Below are 22,211 nucleotides of genomic sequence, written 5' to 3' on the forward strand. Positions count from 1 at the left end.
TAGCTTCTCCAGCAACAAAGAAAGGAACTGCATCATGGCCGTTACGATTTACTACGAGAAGGACTGCGACCCCTCAATCATCCAGGGCAAGAAGGTCGCCATCATTGGTTATGGCTCCCAGGGCCACGCCCACGCGCTGAACCTCATGGACTCCGGCGTCGACGTGCGCGTTGGCCTGCGCGAGGGCTCCGCTTCTGCCGAGAAGGCCCGCGAGCATGGCCTCAAGGTCACCGACATGGCCACCGCCGCCAAGGAGGCCGACGTCGTGATGATCCTGACCCCGGACGAGACCCAGCCGGCGGTCTACGAGCAGTACATCAAGGACAACCTGGAGCCGGGCAACACGCTCGCCTTCGCTCACGGCTTCAACATCCACTACGGCTACATCAAGGCTCCCGAGGGCGTCAACGTGATCATGGTCGCCCCCAAGGGCCCGGGCCACATCGTCCGTCGCCAGTACACCGAGGGCTCCGGCGTGCCTGACCTGGTCTGCGTCGAGAAGGACGCCACCGGCGACGCTTGGGATCTGGCCATGTCCTATGCATGGGCGCTGGGCGGCGCTCGTTCCGGCCTCATCAAGGCGACCTTCGCCCAGGAGACCGAGGAGGACCTCTTCGGCGAGCAGGCAGTTCTCTGCGGCGGCCTCGTCGAGCTGGTCAAGGCTGGCTTTGAGACCCTGACCGAGGCAGGATATCCTGAGGAGCTCGCCTACTTCGAGTGCTATCACGAGATGAAGATGATCGTGGACCTGATGTACGAGAAGGGCATCCACTTCATGAACTACTCGATCTCCAACACGGCCGAGTACGGCGAGTACTACGCCGGTCCGCTGGTGATCAACGACAAGTCCCGCGAGGCCATGAAGTACATCCTGAAGCGCATCCAGGATGGCAGCTTTGCTCAGGAGTTCGTCGACGACTGCAACAACGGTCACAAGAAGCTGCTCGAGGAGCGCGAGAAGATTAACAACCACCCGATCGAGACGACTGGCGCGCGCGTTCGCTCCATGTTCTCTTGGCTGAACAGCGACAGCGAGGACTAGGCGCTGTTTCTCGCACCTGCGCAAGTTCGCTAGGCACCGCACAACAGAGAGCTGGTCGAGCATCTTGCCCGACCAGCTCTTTCTTGTTGGCGATGCCGCGCCCGCGGTACCGCCCCTGCCTAGCATCGCGCCCGCCAGCTTGCGCGACCTCTGATGCCCACACAATGGGAATCGTGCTGCCGCTGCCAGGTTCCGCGAGTTCTGATGCCCACGCATTGGGGATCGTGCTGCCGCTGCCAGGTTACGCGACTTCTGATGCCGGGCGCTGCCAAGTTGTGCGACCTCTGATGCCCGTTTTGCCAGCTTGCGCGACCTCTGATGCTCACGCATTGGGGCAGCGCGTCCGGTGACAGGTTGCGCGACTTCTGATGCCGGGCGCTGCCAAGCTGCGCGACCTCTGATGCCCGTATTGCCAGCTTGCGCGACCTCTGATGCCCGGCCTGCCAGGTTCCGCGACCTCTGATGCCGCAAAACTCGCGCAACCTGGCAGGGGCCCGTCGTGTGGGGGCGCAAGAGAAATGATGCCTCGTGACGTGCGGGGCGCCCCTCTCGCCGCCGGACCACGAAGCGCGGGACGCGGCGAGGCGCGCCGGGCTCCCCTCGCGTCGTGCGGGGGCTCCCACCCCCGAGGCGGCCCCTCGGGCAGGGGCCCTCCGCAAAGCCTCAGGCAGGGGAGTGGCGCAGGCGCAGCGCCACCCAGGGCGGACCCACACAACAGGAGAGTGCCCCTCCTACGCCAGCACATCCCCGCACGACGCGGCTCGCGACCTGCGGGAGCGCCCTCGACCTCTGCACGACGCGAGGGGCCATTTCCGCCCCGGTCCCACACGACGGCCCGCAGCGCGCCCGGTGCCAAGTTCCGCGACTTCTGATGCCGGGCGCTGCCAAGTTGCGCGACCTCTGATGCCCGTATTGCCAGGTTCCGCGACCTCTGATGCCGAACCTGCCAGGTTGCGCGACTTCTGATGCCGCAAAAGTCGCGCAACTTGGCGGCGGAAGCGTCCGTCCCGTAGTGTGGGACCCGCATCGGCAGCGCGCTACCTCCCGTCTTTGGCGTCGGGAAAGCTGGCAAGAAACGCCTGATAGTCAATCTCGTTCTGGTCGGCATAGGACTGCGCGAACTCGCAGATGGCCTCGTCGAAGCCGTCTCCCTTCCCCAAATACCCCGCGATCTCAAATCTGTTGCCCGTCTTGGCATGCGCGTGGGCAAGGGTCCAGCCGCACAGCCGCGAGAAGCGCGAAAGCTCGTGGGAGTCCATCTTCTCTAAGTCGACCGAGCCCTTTGCGTCCCAAAGCTGGCGCACGTAGAAGTCGTGCATCGACCCGTCAAAGGTGGGGGCTCTCACCCAGCCAAGCAGGATGTCGCCAGCGGTCTGAATTGCGCGCTGCCCCTCTACCACGCGCCGGCCATGCTCGCGAAACGTGCTCCTGCCCGCATATGGCTCGAGCACCGAATCGGTCGCCTCCTTGACCTGCAGCACCAGGGGATCGTCCTTGTCGGCGCCTTCCATCACAAGAATCCAGTTGCGCATTCCGACGCTGCCAACGCCCACGACCTTGCGCGCCACGTCGTCAGTCACGTATTGGTCCACTAGCTCGCGACGCTCGCGCGGCAGCGTCATCCGGTAGCGCCCGAGAATCGCACCGATGAAGCGACCGGCATCTTCCTGCGAAACGCCAATGGTGTCGAGCTCGCGGAAGGGAACAAGCAGCGGAGGGTCGCTCACAATGCGAAGCTGACCGTCCACGACCTCGGTGAGCTTGGCCACCGCACGGCTGCTGTTCTTAGAGGCGGCGCGCTTGGTTACACGGCGGAATTCCGTACGCTCGGCCTTTCCGAGGTAGTCCTCGTGCTCTTGGATGATGCCCTCGACGTCCATGTGGGCATACCAAACCTCGAGGTTCCCCATCTTTGCGAAGGCGTTTATTGCCTCGTGGTAGCCCGACGCAGCATCGCGAACCGCATGCAGGCGCTCTTCCGCGGAAAGGCCAAGGTGGCGACCGCAGACCTCTACGCTCGTCGCAAGGCGCTTGATGTCCCACTCCCATGGCGCAGGAAGCGTCTCGTCAAAATCGTTGATATCAAAAACTAAGCGGCGCTCGGGCGAGGCGAAGATTCCGAAGTTGGCCAGGTGCGCGTCTCCGCACGCCTGCACGCGGATGTCGGTCGTCGGTGTCGTCGCGAGGTCTGCCGCCATCGTGACGGCAGCGCCGCGGAAAAACGAGAAGGGCGACTCGGCCATGCGCTGATGGCGAATGGGCAGAAGCTCCTGCACGCGCCCGCGCTCCTGACCCCGAATGAGCTCCATGGCAGCGGAACGGTCCTCAGAAACAACCCACTCCGCGTGGCTCCTTCTCGGCACCTTCTTTCGGAGCGCCTTGCCCGCCGTCCGTGACTCTTCCCGGTCCTGATGTTCCTGGCCATGTAGCTCCGCGTTTACCGAGCTGCGCAAACGGTCAAGAAGCGCTCCCGACGCAAGCGGAACCTCAGCCGCCAGCAGCGGAAGCTCGATGCTCTTCTCGCCAGGAAGTTTACGCAGGTTGCGGATGCCGTCGATGTCCATGGGTTGGCTCCTCCTTCTGACAGGGCACTCGTAAGTCAGTATAGGGCGGAGAAGGACGCGCCAAATTGACGGCAGGCATGAACGCAACAAGCGGGGCAAAGAGAAAAAGGCGCGCGGTTGCGCTTGCTGCCCCGCGCGCCCCGGTCTGCGCTAGATGCGATTGACTTTGATGTTCTCGGTCGGCTCGCGCGGCTGGACGGGCTCCTTCGCATAGCCGAGCGCCATCGCGGAGAGCGGCGTGTAGCCCTCAGGCAGCTGCAGCGCGCTGACGAGCTCGTCGTTCTTGCGAAACTTGCGCAGGAATCCCCACAGGTAGACGCTGCCGAGGCCAAGGTCGGCAGCCGCCAGCGTCATGTTCTCGATGGCGCAGGCAACGTTGCTGTACTCGATGCAATCGGACGAGGGACCCGTGGCGGAGAGCACGATGAGCGTCGGCGCCCCGTAGAGCGGGTCGAGGTGCTTGCTTTGGAACGAGCAGGCAGTTCGGATCTTGTCGAGCAGGGCCTTGTCCTGCACAACGGTGATGTGCGACATCGAGTACTGGCCTCCCGCAATGGGCGCAAGCTGGGCCGCGTCCAGCACCTTCTGAAGGTCGGCATCTGACACCTGCTGATCGGTGAACGCTCGCGTCGAGCGGCGCAGGCGAATGACCTCGGAAAACTCCATGGCTCCTTCTTTCACGCTCAAGAACATTCCCAAGCGGCTGCCGAGGGCCGAAGCAGCCTCGGTAGCTGTGGCTGAGATAACTATTGCACGCGGACTCGGCAAATCCTGCAGAACGGTTGTTCAAAGTTTGCGGCAGTTTTAGTCACTTATTACATAACCGCAGCCGGCGTACCGCCTTACGCAGATCCAGGCAGCGTCGTGTAGCGGTGGGCGTGCCGCTGAAACGCAAGGCTCTTCTCGTACGTGCGCGCAACCATGCTTCCGTACAGCACGTCGAGCACAAACAGCACGGCAAGGTGGCTCGAGAACTGCGTGATTCTGTCGTTCAGGCTCTCCTGATTGGCAAGCGAGAGGTACGCGGCAAGGCCAGGATGAAGCTTCGCCGCCTCCGGCGTCCCCACGAGCACCACGGGCGTGCCGTTTGAGTGCAGGATTGGCAGGATTTTCGGAAGAATCGGCGCCCGGCCAGAGTAAGAGACGCAAACGGCAACATGCGTGGAGTCGGACATGAGCGCACAGCGAACCAGGGCCTCAGAATCCACGTACGCCGTTGCGGGCACCCCGATGGACATCAGGCGATAGGCAAAGGTCTGGGCCGGGCCCGTATTGTGCGACTGCGCATAGATGTCCACGACGGATGCGCGGATCGCAAGCTCCGCAGCATGCTCCATCTGCGCGTCGTCGAGAAGGGCGATTGTGCCGTCGACGGTCGCCTGGTAGAGCTCTCGCATGCGCCTTGTGACCTCGGCGGAGGTCGACCCCGCCGGGAACGGGAAGTTCACGTCCACGTGAGCCGCGTTCGCCCGAGCGGCGGCAGAGCGGGCTACCTCGACCTTGAGCTCCTTGTAGCCCTCAAGCCCGACCTTCTTGCAAAAGCGGTGCACCGATGGCACGGACACCCCCACGAATGCAGCGAACTCTTTGATTGAGTACGCCATGACCCCCTCTCCGAGCTGCAGCACTTTGTCGGCAATGGCGCGCTCGGTCGGCGTGAGGTCTTTCGCTTGCGAGATCCTTCGAGCAATGTCCATGGGGGCTCCTGACAAGCACGGGTATCAAGAAGTGTCATTCAGCAGGTCATTATAGGTGTGATAAGGAGAAAAGAGATATCAGATTAGGCTTTCGCGCTCCCCTTCCAACCGGCATGGGCAATACTCGTATCTGACAGTCGGCAACAGAAAGGAAGACACGATGGCATTTCCAGAGAACTTCCTGTGGGGCGGAGCTACGGCCGCGAACCAGTGCGAGGGCGCCTACGACGAGGGCGGGCGCGGCTTGGCAAACGTGGACGTGGCACCAGCAGGCAAGGACCGCCTAGCGGTTGTCTCTGGCGAGAAGAAGATGATGGGCTTCGACCCCAATCACTACTATCCCGCCAAGACCGGCATCGACATGTATCACCATTACCGCGAGGACATCGCCCTTTTCGCCGAGATGGGCTTCAAGACGTACCGGCTCTCCATCGCATGGAGCCGCATCTTCCCCAATGGCGACGACGCCGAGCCGAACGAGGAGGGGCTCGCCTTCTACGAGGACCTCTTCCGCTGCTGCCGCGAGCACAACATCGAGCCGCTTGTGACCATCACGCACTTTGACTGCCCGATGCATCTGATCGAGCAGTACGGCGGCTGGCGCAACCGCAAGCTCATCGACTTCTACAAGCGTCTCGTGACCACGCTCTTCTCGCGCTACAAGGGCCTCGTGCACTACTGGCTCACGTTCAACGAGATCAACATGATCTTCCACCTTCCCTGGATGGGTGCCGGCATCGCGTTTGAGCCGGGCGAGGACCACGAGTCGACGGAGTGGAAGGCCGTGCACCACGAGCTGGTGGCCAGCGCCTGGGCGACCAAGATCGGCCACGACATCGACCCCGAGAACAAGATCGGCTGCATGCTGGCGGCAGGCTCCTTCTACCCCTACAGCTGCCGCCCGGAGGACGTGCGCGCCGCACAGCTTGACACCCAGCGCGAGCTCTCGCTCATCGACGTGCAGGCACGTGGCCACTATCCCGCCCACACCCTGCGCATGCTCGAGCGCAAGGGCATCGACCTCGGCATGACCGAGGAGGACCGCGAGGTCTTGGCCGAAAACACCGTCGACTTCATCAGCTTCAGCTACTACTCCACGCGCACCTCCGCCGCTCCGGACACCGACGCGCCGCGCACCCAGGGCAACGCGTTCAACGGGGTCAAGAACCCCTACCTCGAGCAGTCCCAGTGGGGCTGGGCCATCGACCCGCTCGGCTTCCGCATCACGATGAACGAGCTCTACGACCGCTACGAGAAGCCGCTCCTTGTGGTTGAGAACGGCCTGGGCGCCAAGGACGAGCTCGTCCCCGACGGAAACGGCTCTTACACCGTCAACGACGACTACCGCATCGACTACCTGCGCAAGCACATCTCGGCTTTGCGCGACACCATCACCGAAGACGGCGTCGAGGTGTGGGGCTATACCACTTGGGGCCCGATCGACCTCGTGAGCGCAGGCTCTGGGCAGATGAGCAAGCGCTACGGCTTCATCTATGTGGACCGCGACGACGAGGGCAACGGCACGCTCAAGCGCTACCGCAAGAAGAGCTTCGGCTGGTACAAGAAGGTCATCGCCACCAACGGCGAAGACCTTGCCTAGCGAGAGGAGCCACGAACCATGGGCAGCAAGATCGTCTTTCTCGATGTCGACGGCACCATCACCGACTACGAGAACAAGATTCCAGACTCAGCCAAGCGCGCCATCCGCGAGGCTCGCAAGAATGGCAACCGCGTGTACATGTGCACCGGTCGCTCGAAGGCCGAAAACCCGCCCGAGCTCTGGGCCATCGGCTTTGACGGCATGATTGGCGGCAACGGATCCTACGTGGAGGACAACGGCGAGGTCGTCATGCACCAGCTGATTACCGCCGAGCAGTGCCGTCACATCGTGGACTGGCTGCACGAACGCGGTCTGGAGTTCTACCTCGAGTCAAACAACGGCCTCTTCGCGAGCGAGAACTTCCGCGAGGCTGCTCGACCGGTCCTTCGCCTCTACGCCGGTCGTAAGGGCGTGGCCAACGCCGACCAGCTTGAGACAGATGACGTGATGCACGGCATGGTCTACGGCGCCAACCTCTACCGCGACGACGTGAACAAGGTGAGCTTCATCCTCAAGAGCTACCAGGATCACCTCGACTCCATCAAGGAGTTCCCCGACCTCAAGTGCGGCACCTGGGGAGGCGCGGGCGAGACGGCGCTCTTTGGCGACCTTGGCGTGAAGGACATCACCAAGGCGCACGCCGTGGACGTGCTGCTCAAGCATTTGGGCGCCGACCGCGCCGACACCATCGCCTTCGGCGACGCCAAGGTGGACATCCCGATGTTCGAGGCGTGCGCCGTGGGCGTCTGCATGGGCTCCGGCGGCGACGAGGCCAAGGCGGCGGCAGACTACGTGACTGACGCCGTGGACGACGACGGCCTCTGGAACGCGTTTGTGCACTTTGGGCTGGTCAAGTAGCTGCCGTCGGAGAGGTGCGAGTGCGCCAGCTGCGCTCGCACCCCTCACCCAGCTGGACCTTTTCTTCTCCCCGCCCGCCATCAGCCTCCCGCTGACGGCGGGCGGCCCTTCTCGCTATTCACCAGTCTCCGCGAACGGCTCATTTTCAGACGTGAATGGCTTTTCTTGAAAAAGTCATCACAAGCCCTTCGCAATCGTCGTATATTGCATGTCACGGCAAGGTTGTTACTCCTCGGGAGGCATCACTTGTGAGGGAGCCACGAGCGGCTCCGATGCGTCTCGCCGTTGGAGTACCTGCCGATTTTTTATGTCGCAAATCCCCTCTCAACGAGCAGACGCCTAAGAACTTGGTGCCTACCGGCCCATGGCACAGGCCGGACTCATATTCAGGGATTGCGCCCTCGGGCGCACGGGAGAAGGGAAAGCGATGGCAAAGAAGAACTACGACGACCTCGCCAAGCAAATCTTGGACGGCGTCGGCGGCAAGGAGAACATCAAGAGCGTGACGCACTGCATCACGCGCCTGCGCTTCAAGCTCTACGACGAGTCCAAAGCCGACACCGACACGATCTCCAAGCTGCCCGGCGTCATCCAGGTGCTCAACCCCAACGGCCAGTACCACGTGGTCGTGGGCAACAAGGTCGAGGATGTCTACGACTCCTTCCTCAAGGTCTCTGGCCTCACCGGTGGCGGCGAGGTCGCTGCCGACGACGATGCCCCCGAGGAGAAGAAGTCCGCCGCGTCCGTGCTGATAGACATCATCACCGGCATCTTCGGGCCCATCCTTGGCCCCTTCTGCGCCGCGGGCATCGTCAAGGGCCTGCTTGCCCTAGTCAGCTTCTTGATCCCGGGATTCGACGAGACTGGCACCTACACGCTGCTCTACACCGTCGCTGACGGCATCTTTTATTTCCTGCCCGTCGTGCTTGCCTTCACCGCTGCCCGGAAGTTCAAGATGAACGAGTTCACGGCCGTCGCCATCGGCCTCGCGCTCGTGTACCCGACGATGGTCGCCCTCACGGGCGGCGAAGTCCTCGGCTCCATCGACCTGGGCGTCGCAGGGACGTTCTCCTGGTATGCCACCTTCCTCGGCATCCCCATCATCATGCCGGCCTCCGGCTACACCAGCTCCGTCATCCCCATCATCCTGATGGTGTGGTTCGCCTCCAAGATCGAGCACTGGTGCCGCGGGTGGATGCCTGATAGCGTCAAGATGTTCTTCACGCCCCTGCTGGTCATGACCATCTCCGTCGTCGTCGGCTACTTGGTCATCGGCCCCATCGCAACGCTGATCACCAACCTGCTGTCCTCGCTGTTCCAGGCGATCTTCAACCTTCCCGTGGTCGGCTCTGTTGTCGGCTCGGTCCTCGTCGGCGCATTCTGGATGGTCCTCGTCATCTTCGGCTTCCACTGGAGCCTCACCCCAATCATGCTCGTCAACCTCCAGAACCTCGGCCAGGACTTCATCCTCGCCTCGATGGTCTGCCACAGCTTCGCCCTTGGCGCCGTCGTCTTCGCCATGTATCTCAAGAACAAGGATGAGAACTTCCGCGGCATCGCTCTGCCTGCCATGATCTCCGCGTTCTTCTTCGGCGTCACTGAGCCCGCCATCTACGGCGTCGCCCTGCCCGACAAGAAGGCCTTCGTCAAGGCCTGCATCGGTTCCGCCTGCGGAGCGCTCGTCATTGGTCTCTCTGGTGCCGTCTGCTACATGATGGGCAGCCTCGGCATGTTCCAGTGGCTCTGCTTCATCGACCCGAGCGGCGCCAACGGCATCACCGGCATGATCTGGGCGATTGTCGCCTGCATGGTCGCAGCTGTCGTCGGCTTCGTACTCGAGTTCACGACCTACAAGCCTGAAGAGGCCTAGTAAATCGTCCTTAACTCCGGTGCCCCATCCCAGCGTGGGGCACCTTTCTATTAGCATGAACACAGAAGTGTTAACCAAGCGAAAGGAGCACCATGGGCAAGGGATTTCCCGAGGGGTTCTTCTGGGGCGGCGCAACCGCCGCCAACCAGTTCGAGGGCGCATGGAACGTGGACGGACGTGGCCCGTCGGTCGACGACCACATCACGGGCGGCAGCTACAAGGAGCCCCGCACGCTGACCGTGGACATCAAGCCGGACGTGCTCTACCCCAACCATGACGGCATCGACTTCTACCATCACTACGAGGAGGACATTGCGCTCTTTGCCGAGATGGGCTTCAACATGTTCCGCATGTCCATCTCCTGGAGCCGCATCTTCCCGAATGGCGACGACGCCGAGCCCAACGAGGCGGGACTGGCCTTCTACGACCGCGTCTTCGACTGCTGCCACGCCCACAACATCGAGCCGCTCGTGACGCTCTCGCACTACGAGATGCCCTATGCGCTGATCGAGAAGTACAACGGCTGGGAGAGCCGAGAGCTCATCGCCATCTTTGAGAAGTACTGCAAGACCGTCTTCGAGCGCTACCAGGACAAGGTCAAGTACTGGCTCACGTTCAACGAGATCAACTGCGGCATAATGCAGTTTGGCGCTCTGCTCGAGACCAGCATGTGCCGTGGCTACGAGGGTCCCGTCTCGGGCATCGAGACCACCATGCAGCAGCGCTGCCAGGCACTGCACCACCAGTTCGTGGCGAGCGGCCGCGTGGTCAAGTACGCCCACGAGCACTACCCGCAGTTCAAGATGGGCAACATGGACTGCTTCATCCTCTCCTATGCAGCTACCTGCGACCCCGTTGACGTGCTCGCCAACCACTGGGAGATGAACAAGACCAACTGGTACTGCTCTGACGTGCAGGTTCGTGGCGCCTACCCCGCATGGGCCCCGCGCTTCTGGCGCGAGAACGGCGTCAAGCTGGACATCCAGCCGGGCGACATGGACGACATCGCCGCGGGCACGGTGGACTTCTACCCGTTCAGCTACTACATGAGCAACATCGTGGGCACGCACGACGTCGAGCAGACCGCGGGCAACATGACCTTCGGCGGCAAGAACCCCTACCTCGAGAGCACCGACTGGGGCTGGCAGATCGATCCCGACGGCCTGCGCTACGCGCTCAACCTGCTGTATGACCGCTACCAGATTCCTCTGATGGTCGTCGAGAACGGCATGGGCGCCTACGACGAGGTCGAGGCTGACGGCTCGATCCACGACCCGTATCGCATCGACTACCTCAAGCGCCACGTGCGCGCCATGCGCGAGGCCATTGACGACGGCGTTGACCTTATGGGCTACACCTGGTGGGGACCGATCGATTTGGTCTCCGCCGGCACCGGCGAGATGCGCAAGCGCTACGGCTTCATCCACGTAGACAAGTACGACGACGGCACCGGCACTTACGAGCGCCGTCGCAAGGACAGCTTCTACGCGTACCAGAAGATCATCAAGTCCAACGGCACCGAAGGGCTCGACGACTAGCCACACGCACGTAGACTGACGCGCAAGGCGGCGTCCCCAGAAACGTGGGGGCGCCGCCTTTTTCGAGCGACCGCTACAGGGCGGGACCGCCACCCGGGCGAGCGCCAACGGGCAAAGCGCCGCCTCGGCGCCGCTTATGCCTCTGCAGCCTCCTTGCCAGAATCGACATCCGAGTTCTGCGCGGGCTTCTTCTTTCCATCATCAAGCTTCACAAGCCCGATGAAGACGAGCACGAACGCCAGAAGGCCAATAACGATACAGTTTGCAGCCGACGGGTACTCAAAGACCGTCCCCCACCCCATAAGCACCACGAATGCAGCAAGCACGAGAAGGGCTATTCCGGCAGCTCGCTGTCGAGACTTCTTTCGAGCAACACGCTCGGGGTCCTTCTCGAGAAGCGCCTGGTAGGCTGCGAGCGTCTTGTCAGCCCTGCTTTTTGCCTGGTCCAGCTCTGCCGTATTGGAGGTCGCTTCGTCCAGCGCCTGCTGCGCTGCGTTAACGTCTGCAACGTCTGCCTTCGTCTTCTCAAGGAGCTCCTTGGTGTCATAGATCTTTGGAGCAACCTCTTTCTCGAGCTTGTCCTGCGCAGCGACGCATGCCGGCACTTTGGCGGCAAGGTTGCGAGCCTGCTGCTCGAGGGATGGATCGAGCTCGATGCTCTCTCCGCCCTCGCTGCTCGAAACCGTGAAATACAGGTGGCGGTCGTCATGCGTGGTGGTTTCAGACTTCACGGGCTTTCGACCGGCCACGACGGCACCAGCCGGTCCGGCTACCGCGCCGCCGACGATTGCTCCGCCAAGGCTCATGCCCCCGCCAGAGACGTCGCTGGTTGCATAGATCGTTCCGCTGGAGTTGACCTCAACCTTGAGGTCCGGCAGCAGCCCGTAGAGGTTTTTCCCAACCCGAAGACGGTTGTGATACAGAACGACCGGACCCGCAGAGGCGACTTCCCCACTGTAGCTGTCCTGGAGCTCCTTGAATTTGTTCTCAAGCTCTTTTACGCTCTGGTTGTGCGCGCTCACCACGCGGCTCAGCTCGGTCTTCTTCTGCTCGACCAATGTGTTGTGGGCAGAGGTCAGGTTGCGGAGCTCCTCAGACGCCTGGTCGTAGTCCTTCTTTGCCGCAGCTAGCTGGGTTGGAAAGTCCTCGACCTTCTCGAGTGCCTGCTCCGTCGGCTTGCTCGCTGCATCCACAGGGCTTGCAGCTTCCTCGGCGCCACCGGCCGCCTGCTCCGAAACGTCAGCATTCTTCTCGGTCATGATTGCCTCCTAGAGCCCAACGGCGTTGACGCCGTAGACGGCCTGGTCATAAGTGAATCCCTCAAACTCAAGCTGGTCAATGAGCCCGCTTCTTGAGAATGACGTGTACTCCAGATAGTCCTCAGCCATAAGAGCGGCCTGCTCGTACCAATCGGCGCCGCAGTGGTCTACGCCGTAGGTTGCCTCTTCGGTGGTGTATCCCTCAAACTCAAGCTGGTCAATGAGCCCGCTGTACGAGAAGGCCGTGTAGTCTAGATAACTCTTGGCCCTGCTGACGGCGTTCTTCTCAGCGGTGGTGGGAAGGCGTTCCCAAGTGGCGTTGACCGTAAGGTCAGAGGTGACCGCTGAGAAGTCCGCGTCCCAGCCGGTGAACTCGTAGCCATCCTTGGTGGGCTCTTTTGAGGGCGCCTTGGCAGCCTCGCCGTTCTCGACCGTCTGGGTGTCCAGCGTTGTCCCGTTGCCATCGGTGAACGTGACGGTCCAGAGGTGATTCCACGTAGCGTTGACGGTCATGTCCTGGGTAACGTTGGAGAAGTCAGCGTCCCATCCGGCAAAGGCGTCAGTGTCTGTGTCTTTTACGCTCGGCGCGCTCGCAGCCTCTCCATTCCGGACGAGCGTCTCGCCAATTGTGTTGCCGTTGCCATCAGTAAACGTGACGACCCACGCGTTGGACCACTGGGCCTCAAGCTTGGTGTCCTCGGTCGCGCCCGTAAGATACTGCGACCCCTTCTCCTCTACCACCCGAGCATCGCTGTCACCGCTGAGCTTCCATGCATCAAAGACGGCGCGATCCTTCGTAAGATTGTGCGGAAGCTTGACTATGGCTCCCGACCCCGCAGGGGCTTCCGCGCTCAGCGTGTCATAGGTCTCGCCATCGCTCACGAGCGTGACCTTGATGTCACTGGACGAGAAGGAGTACGAGTCAAAGATGGCGCGAGCCGTTGCCTCATTTGTTCGCCCGCTTGCCGTAGGGGTGACCACAAGAGCGTACAGCCAGCCATCGACAATGCGACCGCGAGCCCAAACGGGAAAATCTCCGCTAGAGGTTGAGCTCACCGCGGTATAGACCGCGTCATCGCCTTCCATCTTGCCGGTAATTGACGAGAAGTCCATCTCGCTTGCAAGCAAAGATGCAAGAGTGGCCCCTGCGTCCTCCTTGGAAGCCTCGCGACGCGCCATAGTCACTCTCACGTAGCTGCCGGAAAACGTACAGCTGCTTACCCCGAAGCCGTCTTCCTGCTTCTCTTGCGACATTCCCGCAGGGAGGCTGACCGTTATTCCCCCGAAGGTCTGAGACTCCTCAAGCGAGGCACCCGAGGGGCTCATGGCGAACGCCGACAGCAGCGCAATCACCAGCGCGGCAACGCCAACGATTGACGCAATGCGCAATTGCTTGGGGTGCGTGGCGAACGTTGTGAATAGCTTCGACTTGCCAGTCTTTTTCGATTGCCCAGGTGAATCTTCGTGATCTTGGTGCATGCGTCCTCCAATGCTCGCAGAAAGGCTGCAGCCTTTCTAGAAACCTGAAAGACACTTTATTGCACAGGCCGGACACAAATTATTCTCGCAGGTAAACGCACCTATATGAGCACGAGGTCAGACGGTCTCAAGCACGCCTCGGCTATCAGAGCTTACCTAGCGCCTCTGCATGTTGCGCGGCGACGTCACCCATGTCATGCTCGCCAACGGGACAATCGCGATGCAGGCCAAGAGCGCATAGGCTATGCGCGAGCCGGTCATGGTGGCAAGAGCCATGTCGCTGGCACCCAGCTGCGCAGCATTGACGATTGCCGAGCAGACGCTCGTGCCAATGGCACCCGAAAGCTGCTGCAGTGTGTTGATCACCGCGTTGCCGTCAGGCTTTGTCTGTGCCGGGAGGAAGCCGAGCGAGGTGGTCATGGTGTTGCCGACCATCGTGCTCTGCCCAAGGGCGAAGACGATATAGAAGCAGATGGCAGGAAGCGTGGCCAGGTGGTCGCTGAAGAGCGCGAAGAGCAGCGTTCCCAGAAGCGCACAGCTGGCACCAAAGAGGATAGGCTTGCGGGCGCCCAGACGGTCGAGCAGCTGTCCGGAAAGCGGGGCCATGCAAGCGCCGACGATGCAGCCATACAGCAGGATCGAGCCGGCCTCGGTCTCTCCTGCGCCCATGACGACCTGGGAGTAATTCGGAATCAGGAAAGAGAGCCCAAGCACAATGAACTGCAGGCAGACGATGGCGAGGACGCCAAAGTCAAAGCGCTTCTCGGAAAAGACGGAAAGGTGGATAAGAGGGTCTTCGACGCTGCGCTCGCGACGGATGAACAAAGCCAGGAAGATGATAAACAGGGCAAGCATCGTGAGCTCAAGCGGGCTCGTCCAGCCCCACGTTGCGCCCATATCGACGGCAAAGACGAGCGACGCAAACGAGCCAGCAATGAAGAGCCAGCCAGGGACGTCAAAGGAGTCGCGCACGACCTCGTGGCTTTGGCGAATGGAGAAGATCCCCAAGAAGAACGAGACGACAAGAATTGGCAGGAGCGCCGCGAAGATGGCGCGCCAGCCGAAGTTCTCTGCGAGCCAGCCGCCCACCGAAGGACCAACCGCCGGCGCCATGGCGGTAACCAGCGTGCCGATGCCCATCATGACGCCCATGTTCTTCTCGGGAGCTTGCTCGGTGATGATGTTGAACATGAGCGGCAGCGCGATGCCGGTGCCAATGCCTTCTAGGATGCGACCCATAAGCAGCATGGGAAACGAAATCGCCGTCAGTCCGCAGACGATTCCGGCAATGTAGAAGAGCATGGCCGTCACAAAGATGCGGCGCGTGGGAAAGCGGCGGTTGAGATAGGACGAGGTCGGCACAATTATTGCAAGAACGAGCAGGTAAGACGTTGTCATCCATTGAACAGTTGACGTATCGATACCAAACTCCGCCATGAGTGTGGGAAACGTCACGTTCATGGCCGTCTCGACCGTGACGCCCGAGAACGACATGATTCCCGTAGCGACAATAGACAAGATAAGCTTGGCGTCAAGCCTGCGCTCGAAGCCGCCGGTCGGGGTAGTGCTTTGTTGCATGTGAAAAGCTCCTTGGGGTTGGGGGTCCGGGTGGAGATGTCTCTAGATCCGCTCCGGACTCTTTAACTATAGCGAGATGCGCTGCTCGCCCCCCGGTCCCCTGAAAGTTGGCGAAATGTCATCACATTGCGCCGCGCGCACGGCCCGTCCGGCACGACTTGCGCGTCAGGCGCCAGGTTGCGCGACTTTTGATGCTCGCCCTTGCCAGGTTGCGCGACCTCTGATGCCGCAGAAGTCTCTCAACCTGGCGGCACCCGTCGTGTGGGACCGACGAAGAAACGGTGACGTGCATCGTGTGGGGCGCACTTCTCGCCCAGCACCCCCTAGCTGGGGCTTCTTTGAATCAAGAATCCTGTCGTGTGGGTCTGCGCGAGGAGTCTTTCCCGTCTGTCCCATTGTGTGGGGATTCTCGCCCCGCAGAGAACCAGCAGCGAGAAGGACCTCCACAAATCCGCAGGTAGAGAATTGGCATGTACTAGGTAGCATTCGAGGAGGTCCCACACAATGGGTCGACGAGACGCCACTGCCCGCACGCACCCGCACAACAAGCCAGGCGACCTGCGAAAACTTCTGCTGCCCCCACACAACAGGGAGGCTCGTTTCGGGGAGGTCCCACACAATGCAATCGAGCCCCTCGCCTGCCAAGTTCTGCGAGTTCTGATGCTCGCCCTTGCCAAGTTCTGCGACTTCTGATGCCCGTTTTGCCAAGTTCTGCGACTTTTGATGCCCGATCTGCCAGGTTTCGCGACCTCTGATGCCGCAGAAGTCGCGCAACCTGGCAGGGACCGATGCGTGGGACAACTCCGCGCGACGCGCGGACCCACCCGGTGCGCCCGACGCGGATGTTGCCGTAGCGGCGGGTGGGTATGATGAGAAACGGTTCGGTTAGGGCCCCGCTGGGAAGGCCGGGCAAAAAGTTGGAAGACGGGAGAAATCGATGGCATTTGAGTCTCGCGACCAGATTGAGGACCGCTACAAGTGGGACCTCTCGTCAATGTATGCCAACGACGCCGCGTTTGAGGCGGCGCTCGAGGCAGACCAAGAGCTGCCGGCAAAGCTTGAGGCGCACCGCGGAAAGGCCTGCACATCTGCGAAAAACCTCCTCTCCTACCTGCGTCTTCATGACGACGCGAAGGTAGAGATGGAGCGTATGGCAAACTACGCCGACCGCAGGAGGGACGAGGACACTCGAGTCGCAAGGTGCCAGACCTACTCGGCTCGCGCAATGGAACTCTACACTCGTACGCAGGCAGCCACCTCATGGTTTGCCACAGAGCTCATGGCGCTGCCGGCCGAGAAGCTGGAGCAGTACATGGCCGAAGAGCCCGAGCTCAACCATTACCGCAGGTACTTTGAGCAGGTGCTTCACCTTCGTCCGCACACCCTCTCCGCCCCCGAGGAAAAGCTGCTAGCAAGCGCCCAGGACATGGCAGCGCAGCCTGGACAGGTTTACTTGCTGCTGAACGATGCCGACCTGACGTTCCCCGACGCCATCGACTCCCGAGGCGAGCATCATCCGGTAACGCACGAGCGCTACATCTCGCTCATCGAGAACCGCGACCGCGCCCTGCGCAAGTCCGCTTACGACTCGCTCTATGGCACCTACCAGAAGATTCGCAACACCAGCGCCGCGCTTCTCACCAGCCAGGAGAAGCAGCTCAAGTTCTTTGCCGACGCACGCCACTACAACAGCTCGCTCGAGATGTGCCTCGACGAGAATGAGGTGCCCACGAGCGTCTATGGCAGCCTCATCAACGCCGTGCACGACAGCCTGCCCACGTTCTACCGCTATGCATCGCTGCGCAAGAAAGTCCTAGGCGTCGACGAACTGCGATTCTGGGACATGTACGTTCCTCTTGTCGACAGCATCGAAATGGACTTCACCTTTGACGAGGCAACCGAGCTCATCCAGAAGGCGCTTGCGCCACTCGGCAAGGACTACCTGGATATCGTGCGCACCGGCCTTTCCCAACGCTGGATTGACGTTTACGAGACCCCGGGCAAGGCCTCAGGAGCATACTCTGCCGGAAGCTTTGGGAACCATCCCGTCATATTGCTGAACTACCAGGGCAAGCTCGACGACGTCTTTACCCTGATTCACGAGATGGGCCACTCGGTTCACACTTACCTCTCGTGCAAAACGCAAGGCGCAACGTACTCTGACTACTCGATCTTTGTGGCGGAGGTTGCCTCCACGACCAATGAGGCCCTGCTCACGCACTATCTGCTTGGTCACGAGACCGACCCCGCACGGCGAGCCTACATCCTGAACCACTTTGCAGAGCAGTTCCGAACCACGCTCTATCGCCAGACCATGTTCGCCGAGTTCGAGCGCGACGCCGCAGAAATGTGCGCCCACAACGGAGGGCTTACCGCCGAGGACCTTTGCGAGCGCTATGGCGACCTCAACAAACTCTACTTTGGTCCCGAAGCCGTAGTGGACGACAAGATCAGCCTAGAATGGGCGCGCATACCACACTTCTACTACGACTTCTACGTCTACCAGTACGCAACCAGCTTTGCGGCGGCTGTCGCCCTTTCGGAGCGCATCATCAACGAGGGCGAGCCCGCCGTTCGCGACTATCTGAACTTCCTGAGTGGCGGCTGCAGCAAGACGCCAATCGACCTTCTTCGCGGAGCCGGCGTCGACATGTCAACGCCAAAGCCTGTCGAGGATGCACTTGCGTACTTCTCCACCATCGTCGACCAGCTTGAGGCGACCCTGTAGCGCCAACTAGAAGCGACCATTGGTTCGCAGCGCACCAAGCGAACGCTCGTGGGCGGGAGCGGGCGCATTTTGGGCACGTGCTTTTGCGCGGGAGAGTCGGTTTCATTGCCGCCTCTCCCGCGTTACTTTTCTCCATGGGGTGTAGCATGAGGTATCTCAGGCAAAAGATGGGAGTCGCGTGAGCCTTCTCGCAAGCATCGGAATAGACAAGCTCCTCTTTGGCGCGGCCATCGCACTGATCACAATGGTTGGCGCAGGCGCAATTCTGCTGTTGGTCGGCATTGTGCTAGCAATCGCTCACGCTCACTGGGTGCGTAAGCACAGGCGCAGCGCCTCTCGCAAGTCGCGCGCGGACGATTCCGAAGATAACGACGAGCGCCGTCGCTTAATCTCAAAAATCTGCATTATATTCGGTATCATTCTCCTCGCAATCGCAGCCGTCGCGATTATCTGGATCGTGTTCGCATATAACGGCAGCTAGAATCTCCTGCCAGGCTCTATCGCTTACAGAGATTTTTCAGAAATAGACGCAGATGGCTTATTTCGCAGAGACACAAGCTTGACGAAGTGTCGTATGGTTGTCTGCGTAAGCGGCGACTTTTCTGAAAATGCAACGAAAACGAGCCAACCACGTCGGACAAGGTTTCCGGAGGTTAGATGTCTGACACCAAGAATGACCGCGAGCCTCATCGCCGAGAAGATATACGGTCGGTAGAACGACAAGGCGCCACAAAGGGTGACGAATCACGCCCCGTCTCGCGGCAAGGCTTCGACATCGTTACCAAAGGCAGCGGATTCACTCCCGTAAGCACTATCGATCCCCAACACGGCTCATCTCCGAAGCGACCTAAGAAGCGTTTTGTGAAGCAGACGCTCATCCCCCTGCTCGTCATTGCTGCCATTGTCGGCGGCGGAATCTTGTGGTGGATGAACCTGCGGCCCGTGCAGGTAACCGTCAACGGCAATCTGGAAAGCGTAACGATAGGCACGACTGTCAATCAGATAGTCAGCGACGAGGGCATCCAGACCACGGCAGGAAACTACATCAGCGTAGGCGGTAACGTGCTTGCCGAAGGTCAGGGCTATCCATACTCGGTGACTATTGACGATCAAAGCATGGACTATGACTCCGGCAGCGCATACAAGGTGCAAGGTGGCGAGCAGCTGAGCATCACCGACGGCGCCGACCGCATGGAAGACTACGACTCCGAGGTCGTTGAGGTGGCCCCCAAGCTCACGATGGACAGCGACGTGGGCACTATCAACTACATCTCGCAGTGGGGCTACCCCACCATAAAGGAGGTCCGCACCGGAAAGGAGAGCGGCGAGACCGCCGATGGCGAGATCTATCAGCAGGGGCAGGACTGCGTCATCTCGGTCAGGGACGTTGAGCCCTCTGACGGCAGGAAGCTCGTTGCGCTTACCTTTGATGACGGGCCAAGCGAGTATACGCAGCAGTACTTGGAGATTCTTAAGGAGAAGGGCGTAAAGGCAACGTTTTTCTGCCTTGGAGCCAAGGTCGAGGAGTATCCCGACGAGGCAAAGGCCATCGTCGATGCCGGCTGCCAGATCTGCAGCCACTCCTACAGCCACCCCGATCTTAGAACGTCGGATCAGCAAACCGTCCTTGACCAGCTGACCAAGTCCTTCTCGGCAATCGAGACCGCGACCGGCGCCAAAACCACTACGTTCAGGCCGCCTTACGGCGACTTCACCCAAAAGACGTGGCTTTTGACGAACGGCATCGCGACCGTGGCCGTTCGCTGGAACATCGACACCGAAGACTGGCGCCAGCCCGGCGTTGACGCCATCGTCTCGGCGGCCACCTCAAGCGTAAAGTCAGGAAGCATCATATTGATGCACGATGGCGGAGGCGACCGCTCCCAAGACCTCGAAGCGCTCCCGAAGATAATCGACGAGCTGCAAGACGAGGGCTATGAGTTTGTCACGATCAGCGAGCTGCTTCAGAGCGACGACTCCATTCCTGACGACATTGCCAATTGCGACGCGACAATGCCCGATGATGCCGTATGACCAAGCGAGATCGGCTAGTTTGGCCACGGGTCCCGAAGACGCTGAAGACATGAAAGCTCTCAACGCATGAAAATAGCAATCATTACCGGTGCTTCAAGCGGGCTTGGCAAAGAGTACGCTCGCCTCGCCGACAAGAGCCACGAATACGATGAGCTGTGGCTTATTGCCCGGCGAGAAGAGCGCCTGCGCCAACTTGCTGCGGAGCTCTCCACGCCGTCGCGCACCTTGCCATACGACCTGTCGACGCGAGATGCCCCGCGCGAGCTTTCGCGCCTGCTAGAAAATGCCGCTGCCAAGACCGCTGAGAAGGGCGACAGGCTGATCGTCGGAATGCTCGTCAACGCTGCGGGCTTCGCCAAGTTTGGCACCTATGCAGACCTTACGCTAGACGAGGTCGACTCGATGATCGACGTCAACTGCCGAGCCCTTGTCGACCTCTCAAAGGTGGCCCTCCCCTATATGGATCGCGGGTCCAGGCTCATCCAAATTGCTTCGAGCGCGTCGTTTCAGCCGCTGCCGGGGCTCAACGTCTACGCCGCGACCAAGGCGTTCGTTCGCTACTACACCAGGGCGCTGCGCTTTGAGCTGCGCGGGCGGGGCATTCGCGTGACGGCCGTATGTCCGCTGTGGATCAAGACCGAGTTTGCCCAAGTAGCCCGCAACACCGCCAACGGTCAGACCGTAAAGCACCTCTACCCAATGCTTTCGGCACGCCACGTCGCGCGCTGGTCGATGCGCATCAACACCATCAACTACCCCATCGCGACCTGCTGCGTCACGGGGTTTCTCATGCGCGTATTTTGCAAGATTTTGCCAGCGCCCGTCGTCATGTGGGCATGGGAAGGGCTGCGCCGCATCTAGCTGAAGCGGTTGCCCGGCGTAGCCCCCGTATCCCTGTTACCAGGACAGAAGCTCGTAGCCATCCTCGGTCACCACGAGCTGGACCTCCCACTGGGCGGAGTCGCTACCGTCCTTCGTGCGCACAATCCAGCCGTTCTCCTTGTCGATCGTGATGTCATGCTTGCCCGCGTTGACCATCGGCTCAATCGTGAAGCACATGCCCGGGACCAGGATAGGACCGGTGCCCTCCTTAGAGACAAAGCTGACAAACGGGTCCTCGTGGAATTCCTTGCCGATGCCATGACCGCCGTACTCCTCGACGGTCTCAAAGCCGGCAGCGACGTTGACGGCGTTCACGGCTGCGCCCACGTCGCCTAGGTGACCCCAGGGCTTGACCGCCGCAAGGCCAGCCTTGACGGACTCGTGGCAGGTCTCGACAAGGCGGCGGCGCTCGTCGCTCACATTGCCAATGCAGAACATGCGGGACGAATCGGAAAAGTAACCATCCTTGATGGTGGACATGTCAACGTTGATGATGTCGCCATCTTTGAGCACGTCATTCTCGCTCGGGAAGCCATGGCAAACGACGTCGTTGATTGCGGTGCAAACGCTATAGGGATAGCCCTCAAAGTTGAGGTCGGCCGAAACCGCATCGTGATCGGAAAGGTACTTCTCGACCCATCGATTGATGTCCATGGTCGAGACGCCTGCCTTGATGTGCTCTCCCACGTAGTCAAGCACGCCCATGTTGACCGCGGCCGAGGCCTTGATGCCCTCGATGTCCTTGGCGCTCTTCAGAAGGGAGCGGGGCAGAACGTCCTCCCCCTCGTCGTAGAGCATTTCCATCTTTGCGTCAGATGTCGCGTGGCACTTCTTGTACTTCTTGCCGCTGCCGCACCAGCAAGGATCGTTACGGCCGGGAACGGGCAGATTGTCAAACATATTGATCTCCTTGGAGATTGATGGTAGGTGTGTCCAGAGACACAATACCCTTTAATGAGCAAAACGTGCTTGCGAGACGCATACGCACAAACACAGGACGAGGCCAAGCGGGCGATGGCAGCCGCCCGCATCAAAGCGCCATCGCGGCCGCGAAAAAGGCATCCGTCTCGACTTTCTTTACC

At 60.8% G+C, this 22,211-nt stretch carries 16 protein-coding genes; 9 read left to right on the top strand and 7 right to left on the bottom strand.

Annotation, left to right across the window (positions count from 1 at the left end):
• The first annotated feature begins 34 nt into the window (after window positions 1–34).
• Complete coding sequence (gene ilvC / locus ACOYJL_RS04690; protein ID WP_433569062.1) at window positions 35–1,042, top strand: ketol-acid reductoisomerase; 1,008 nt, start codon at window positions 35–37, stop codon at window positions 1,040–1,042.
• 1,037 nt (window positions 1,043–2,079) lie between these two features.
• Here the strand turns inward: ilvC and ACOYJL_RS04695 are convergent.
• From ACOYJL_RS04695 to ACOYJL_RS04705, 3 genes are all read right to left on the bottom strand, one after another.
• A complete protein-coding gene (locus ACOYJL_RS04695; protein WP_433569063.1) occupies window positions 2,080–3,606 on the bottom strand; it encodes a DUF2252 domain-containing protein in 1,527 nt (508 codons plus the stop codon).
• Window positions 3,607–3,756: 150 nt separating this feature from the next.
• A complete protein-coding gene (locus ACOYJL_RS04700; protein ID WP_433569064.1) occupies window positions 3,757–4,272 on the bottom strand; it encodes a nitroreductase family protein in 516 nt (171 codons plus the stop codon).
• 176 nt (window positions 4,273–4,448) lie between these two features.
• Entirely contained in the window at window positions 4,449–5,303 is an 855-nt protein-coding gene (locus ACOYJL_RS04705) for a MurR/RpiR family transcriptional regulator (RefSeq protein WP_433569065.1), read from the bottom strand.
• Between the two features lie 160 nt (window positions 5,304–5,463).
• Here ACOYJL_RS04705 and ACOYJL_RS04710 point away from each other — a divergent pair, with 160 nt between their 5' ends.
• The 4 genes from ACOYJL_RS04710 to ACOYJL_RS04725 all read left to right on the top strand — a co-directional run bounded on the left by ACOYJL_RS04710 (window position 5,464) and on the right by ACOYJL_RS04725 (window position 11,169).
• The gene (locus tag ACOYJL_RS04710; RefSeq protein WP_433569066.1) at window positions 5,464–6,903 is read left to right on the top strand and encodes a 6-phospho-beta-glucosidase; all 1,440 of its coding nucleotides are present in this window, start codon (window positions 5,464–5,466) and stop codon (window positions 6,901–6,903) included.
• A gap of 18 nt (window positions 6,904–6,921) precedes the next feature.
• Window positions 6,922–7,761, top strand: coding sequence for a Cof-type HAD-IIB family hydrolase (locus ACOYJL_RS04715; protein ID WP_433569067.1), 840 nt, complete (start codon window positions 6,922–6,924; stop codon window positions 7,759–7,761).
• 427 nt (window positions 7,762–8,188) lie between these two features.
• Entirely contained in the window at window positions 8,189–9,631 is a 1,443-nt protein-coding gene (locus ACOYJL_RS04720) for a PTS transporter subunit EIIC (protein WP_433569068.1), read from the top strand.
• Window positions 9,632–9,723: 92 nt separating this feature from the next.
• Window positions 9,724–11,169: a glycoside hydrolase family 1 protein gene (locus tag ACOYJL_RS04725; protein WP_433569069.1), complete on the top strand. Its 1,446-nt coding sequence runs from the start codon at window positions 9,724–9,726 to the stop codon at window positions 11,167–11,169.
• A 134-nt stretch (window positions 11,170–11,303) separates the two neighbouring features.
• Here ACOYJL_RS04725 and ACOYJL_RS04730 read toward each other — a convergent pair whose 3' ends face one another.
• From ACOYJL_RS04730 to ACOYJL_RS04740, 3 genes are all read right to left on the bottom strand, one after another.
• Complete coding sequence (locus ACOYJL_RS04730; protein ID WP_433569070.1) at window positions 11,304–12,428, bottom strand: hypothetical protein; 1,125 nt, start codon at window positions 12,426–12,428, stop codon at window positions 11,304–11,306.
• Window positions 12,429–12,437: 9 nt separating this feature from the next.
• Window positions 12,438–13,907, bottom strand: a complete 1,470-nt coding sequence (locus ACOYJL_RS04735) for an Ltp family lipoprotein (protein WP_433569071.1) — start codon at window positions 13,905–13,907, stop codon at window positions 12,438–12,440.
• A 156-nt stretch (window positions 13,908–14,063) separates the two neighbouring features.
• Window positions 14,064–15,485, bottom strand: coding sequence for a DHA2 family efflux MFS transporter permease subunit (locus ACOYJL_RS04740; RefSeq protein WP_433569072.1), 1,422 nt, complete (start codon window positions 15,483–15,485; stop codon window positions 14,064–14,066).
• A gap of 937 nt (window positions 15,486–16,422) precedes the next feature.
• Here ACOYJL_RS04740 and pepF point away from each other — a divergent pair.
• From pepF to ACOYJL_RS04760, 4 genes are all read left to right on the top strand, one after another.
• On the top strand, window positions 16,423–18,213 hold the full coding sequence (pepF, locus tag ACOYJL_RS04745; RefSeq protein WP_433569073.1) for an oligoendopeptidase F: 1,791 nt from the start codon (window positions 16,423–16,425) through the stop codon (window positions 18,211–18,213).
• 178 nt (window positions 18,214–18,391) lie between these two features.
• A complete protein-coding gene (locus ACOYJL_RS04750; protein WP_433569074.1) occupies window positions 18,392–18,694 on the top strand; it encodes a hypothetical protein in 303 nt (100 codons plus the stop codon).
• Window positions 18,695–19,074: 380 nt separating this feature from the next.
• Window positions 19,075–20,247, top strand: a complete 1,173-nt coding sequence (locus tag ACOYJL_RS04755) for a polysaccharide deacetylase family protein (protein ID WP_433569075.1) — start codon at window positions 19,075–19,077, stop codon at window positions 20,245–20,247.
• A gap of 66 nt (window positions 20,248–20,313) precedes the next feature.
• Window positions 20,314–21,108 carry an SDR family NAD(P)-dependent oxidoreductase gene (locus tag ACOYJL_RS04760; protein WP_433569076.1) on the top strand — a complete coding sequence of 265 codons (795 nt, stop codon included), beginning with the start codon at window positions 20,314–20,316 and terminating at the stop codon, window positions 21,106–21,108.
• Between the two features lie 36 nt (window positions 21,109–21,144).
• On the opposite strand, the gene ACOYJL_RS04765 is transcribed toward ACOYJL_RS04760, so the two are convergent.
• Window positions 21,145–22,029: a methionyl aminopeptidase gene (locus ACOYJL_RS04765; RefSeq protein WP_433569077.1), complete on the bottom strand. Its 885-nt coding sequence runs from the start codon at window positions 22,027–22,029 to the stop codon at window positions 21,145–21,147.
• Window positions 22,030–22,211: the final 182 nt, after the last annotated feature.

This window comes from Tractidigestivibacter sp. (genome assembly GCF_050946515.1).
Lineage (GTDB): Bacteria > Actinomycetota > Coriobacteriia > Coriobacteriales > Atopobiaceae > Tractidigestivibacter.

Bases quoted from the DNA above. Each gene is read 5' to 3' on its own strand.
- ACOYJL_RS04725 (WP_433569069.1), top strand. From the start codon at position 9,724: ATGGGCAAGGGATTTCCCGAGGGGTTCTTCTGGGGCGGCGCAACCGCC.
- ACOYJL_RS04715 (WP_433569067.1), top strand. From the start codon at position 6,922: ATGGGCAGCAAGATCGTCTTTCTCGATGTCGACGGCACCATCACCGAC.
- ACOYJL_RS04695 (WP_433569063.1), bottom strand. From the start codon at position 3,606: ATGGACATCGACGGCATCCGCAACCTGCGTAAACTTCCTGGCGAGAAG.
- ilvC (WP_433569062.1), top strand. From the start codon at position 35: ATGGCCGTTACGATTTACTACGAGAAGGACTGCGACCCCTCAATCATC.
- ACOYJL_RS04705 (WP_433569065.1), bottom strand. From the start codon at position 5,303: ATGGACATTGCTCGAAGGATCTCGCAAGCGAAAGACCTCACGCCGACC.
- ACOYJL_RS04765 (WP_433569077.1), bottom strand. From the start codon at position 22,029: ATGTTTGACAATCTGCCCGTTCCCGGCCGTAACGATCCTTGCTGGTGC.
- ACOYJL_RS04760 (WP_433569076.1), top strand. From the start codon at position 20,314: ATGAAAATAGCAATCATTACCGGTGCTTCAAGCGGGCTTGGCAAAGAG.
- ACOYJL_RS04740 (WP_433569072.1), bottom strand. From the start codon at position 15,485: ATGCAACAAAGCACTACCCCGACCGGCGGCTTCGAGCGCAGGCTTGAC.
- pepF (WP_433569073.1), top strand. From the start codon at position 16,423: ATGGCATTTGAGTCTCGCGACCAGATTGAGGACCGCTACAAGTGGGAC.
- ACOYJL_RS04730 (WP_433569070.1), bottom strand. From the start codon at position 12,428: ATGACCGAGAAGAATGCTGACGTTTCGGAGCAGGCGGCCGGTGGCGCC.
- ACOYJL_RS04710 (WP_433569066.1), top strand. From the start codon at position 5,464: ATGGCATTTCCAGAGAACTTCCTGTGGGGCGGAGCTACGGCCGCGAAC.
- ACOYJL_RS04735 (WP_433569071.1), bottom strand. From the start codon at position 13,907: ATGCACCAAGATCACGAAGATTCACCTGGGCAATCGAAAAAGACTGGC.
- ACOYJL_RS04700 (WP_433569064.1), bottom strand. From the start codon at position 4,272: ATGGAGTTTTCCGAGGTCATTCGCCTGCGCCGCTCGACGCGAGCGTTC.
- ACOYJL_RS04720 (WP_433569068.1), top strand. From the start codon at position 8,189: ATGGCAAAGAAGAACTACGACGACCTCGCCAAGCAAATCTTGGACGGC.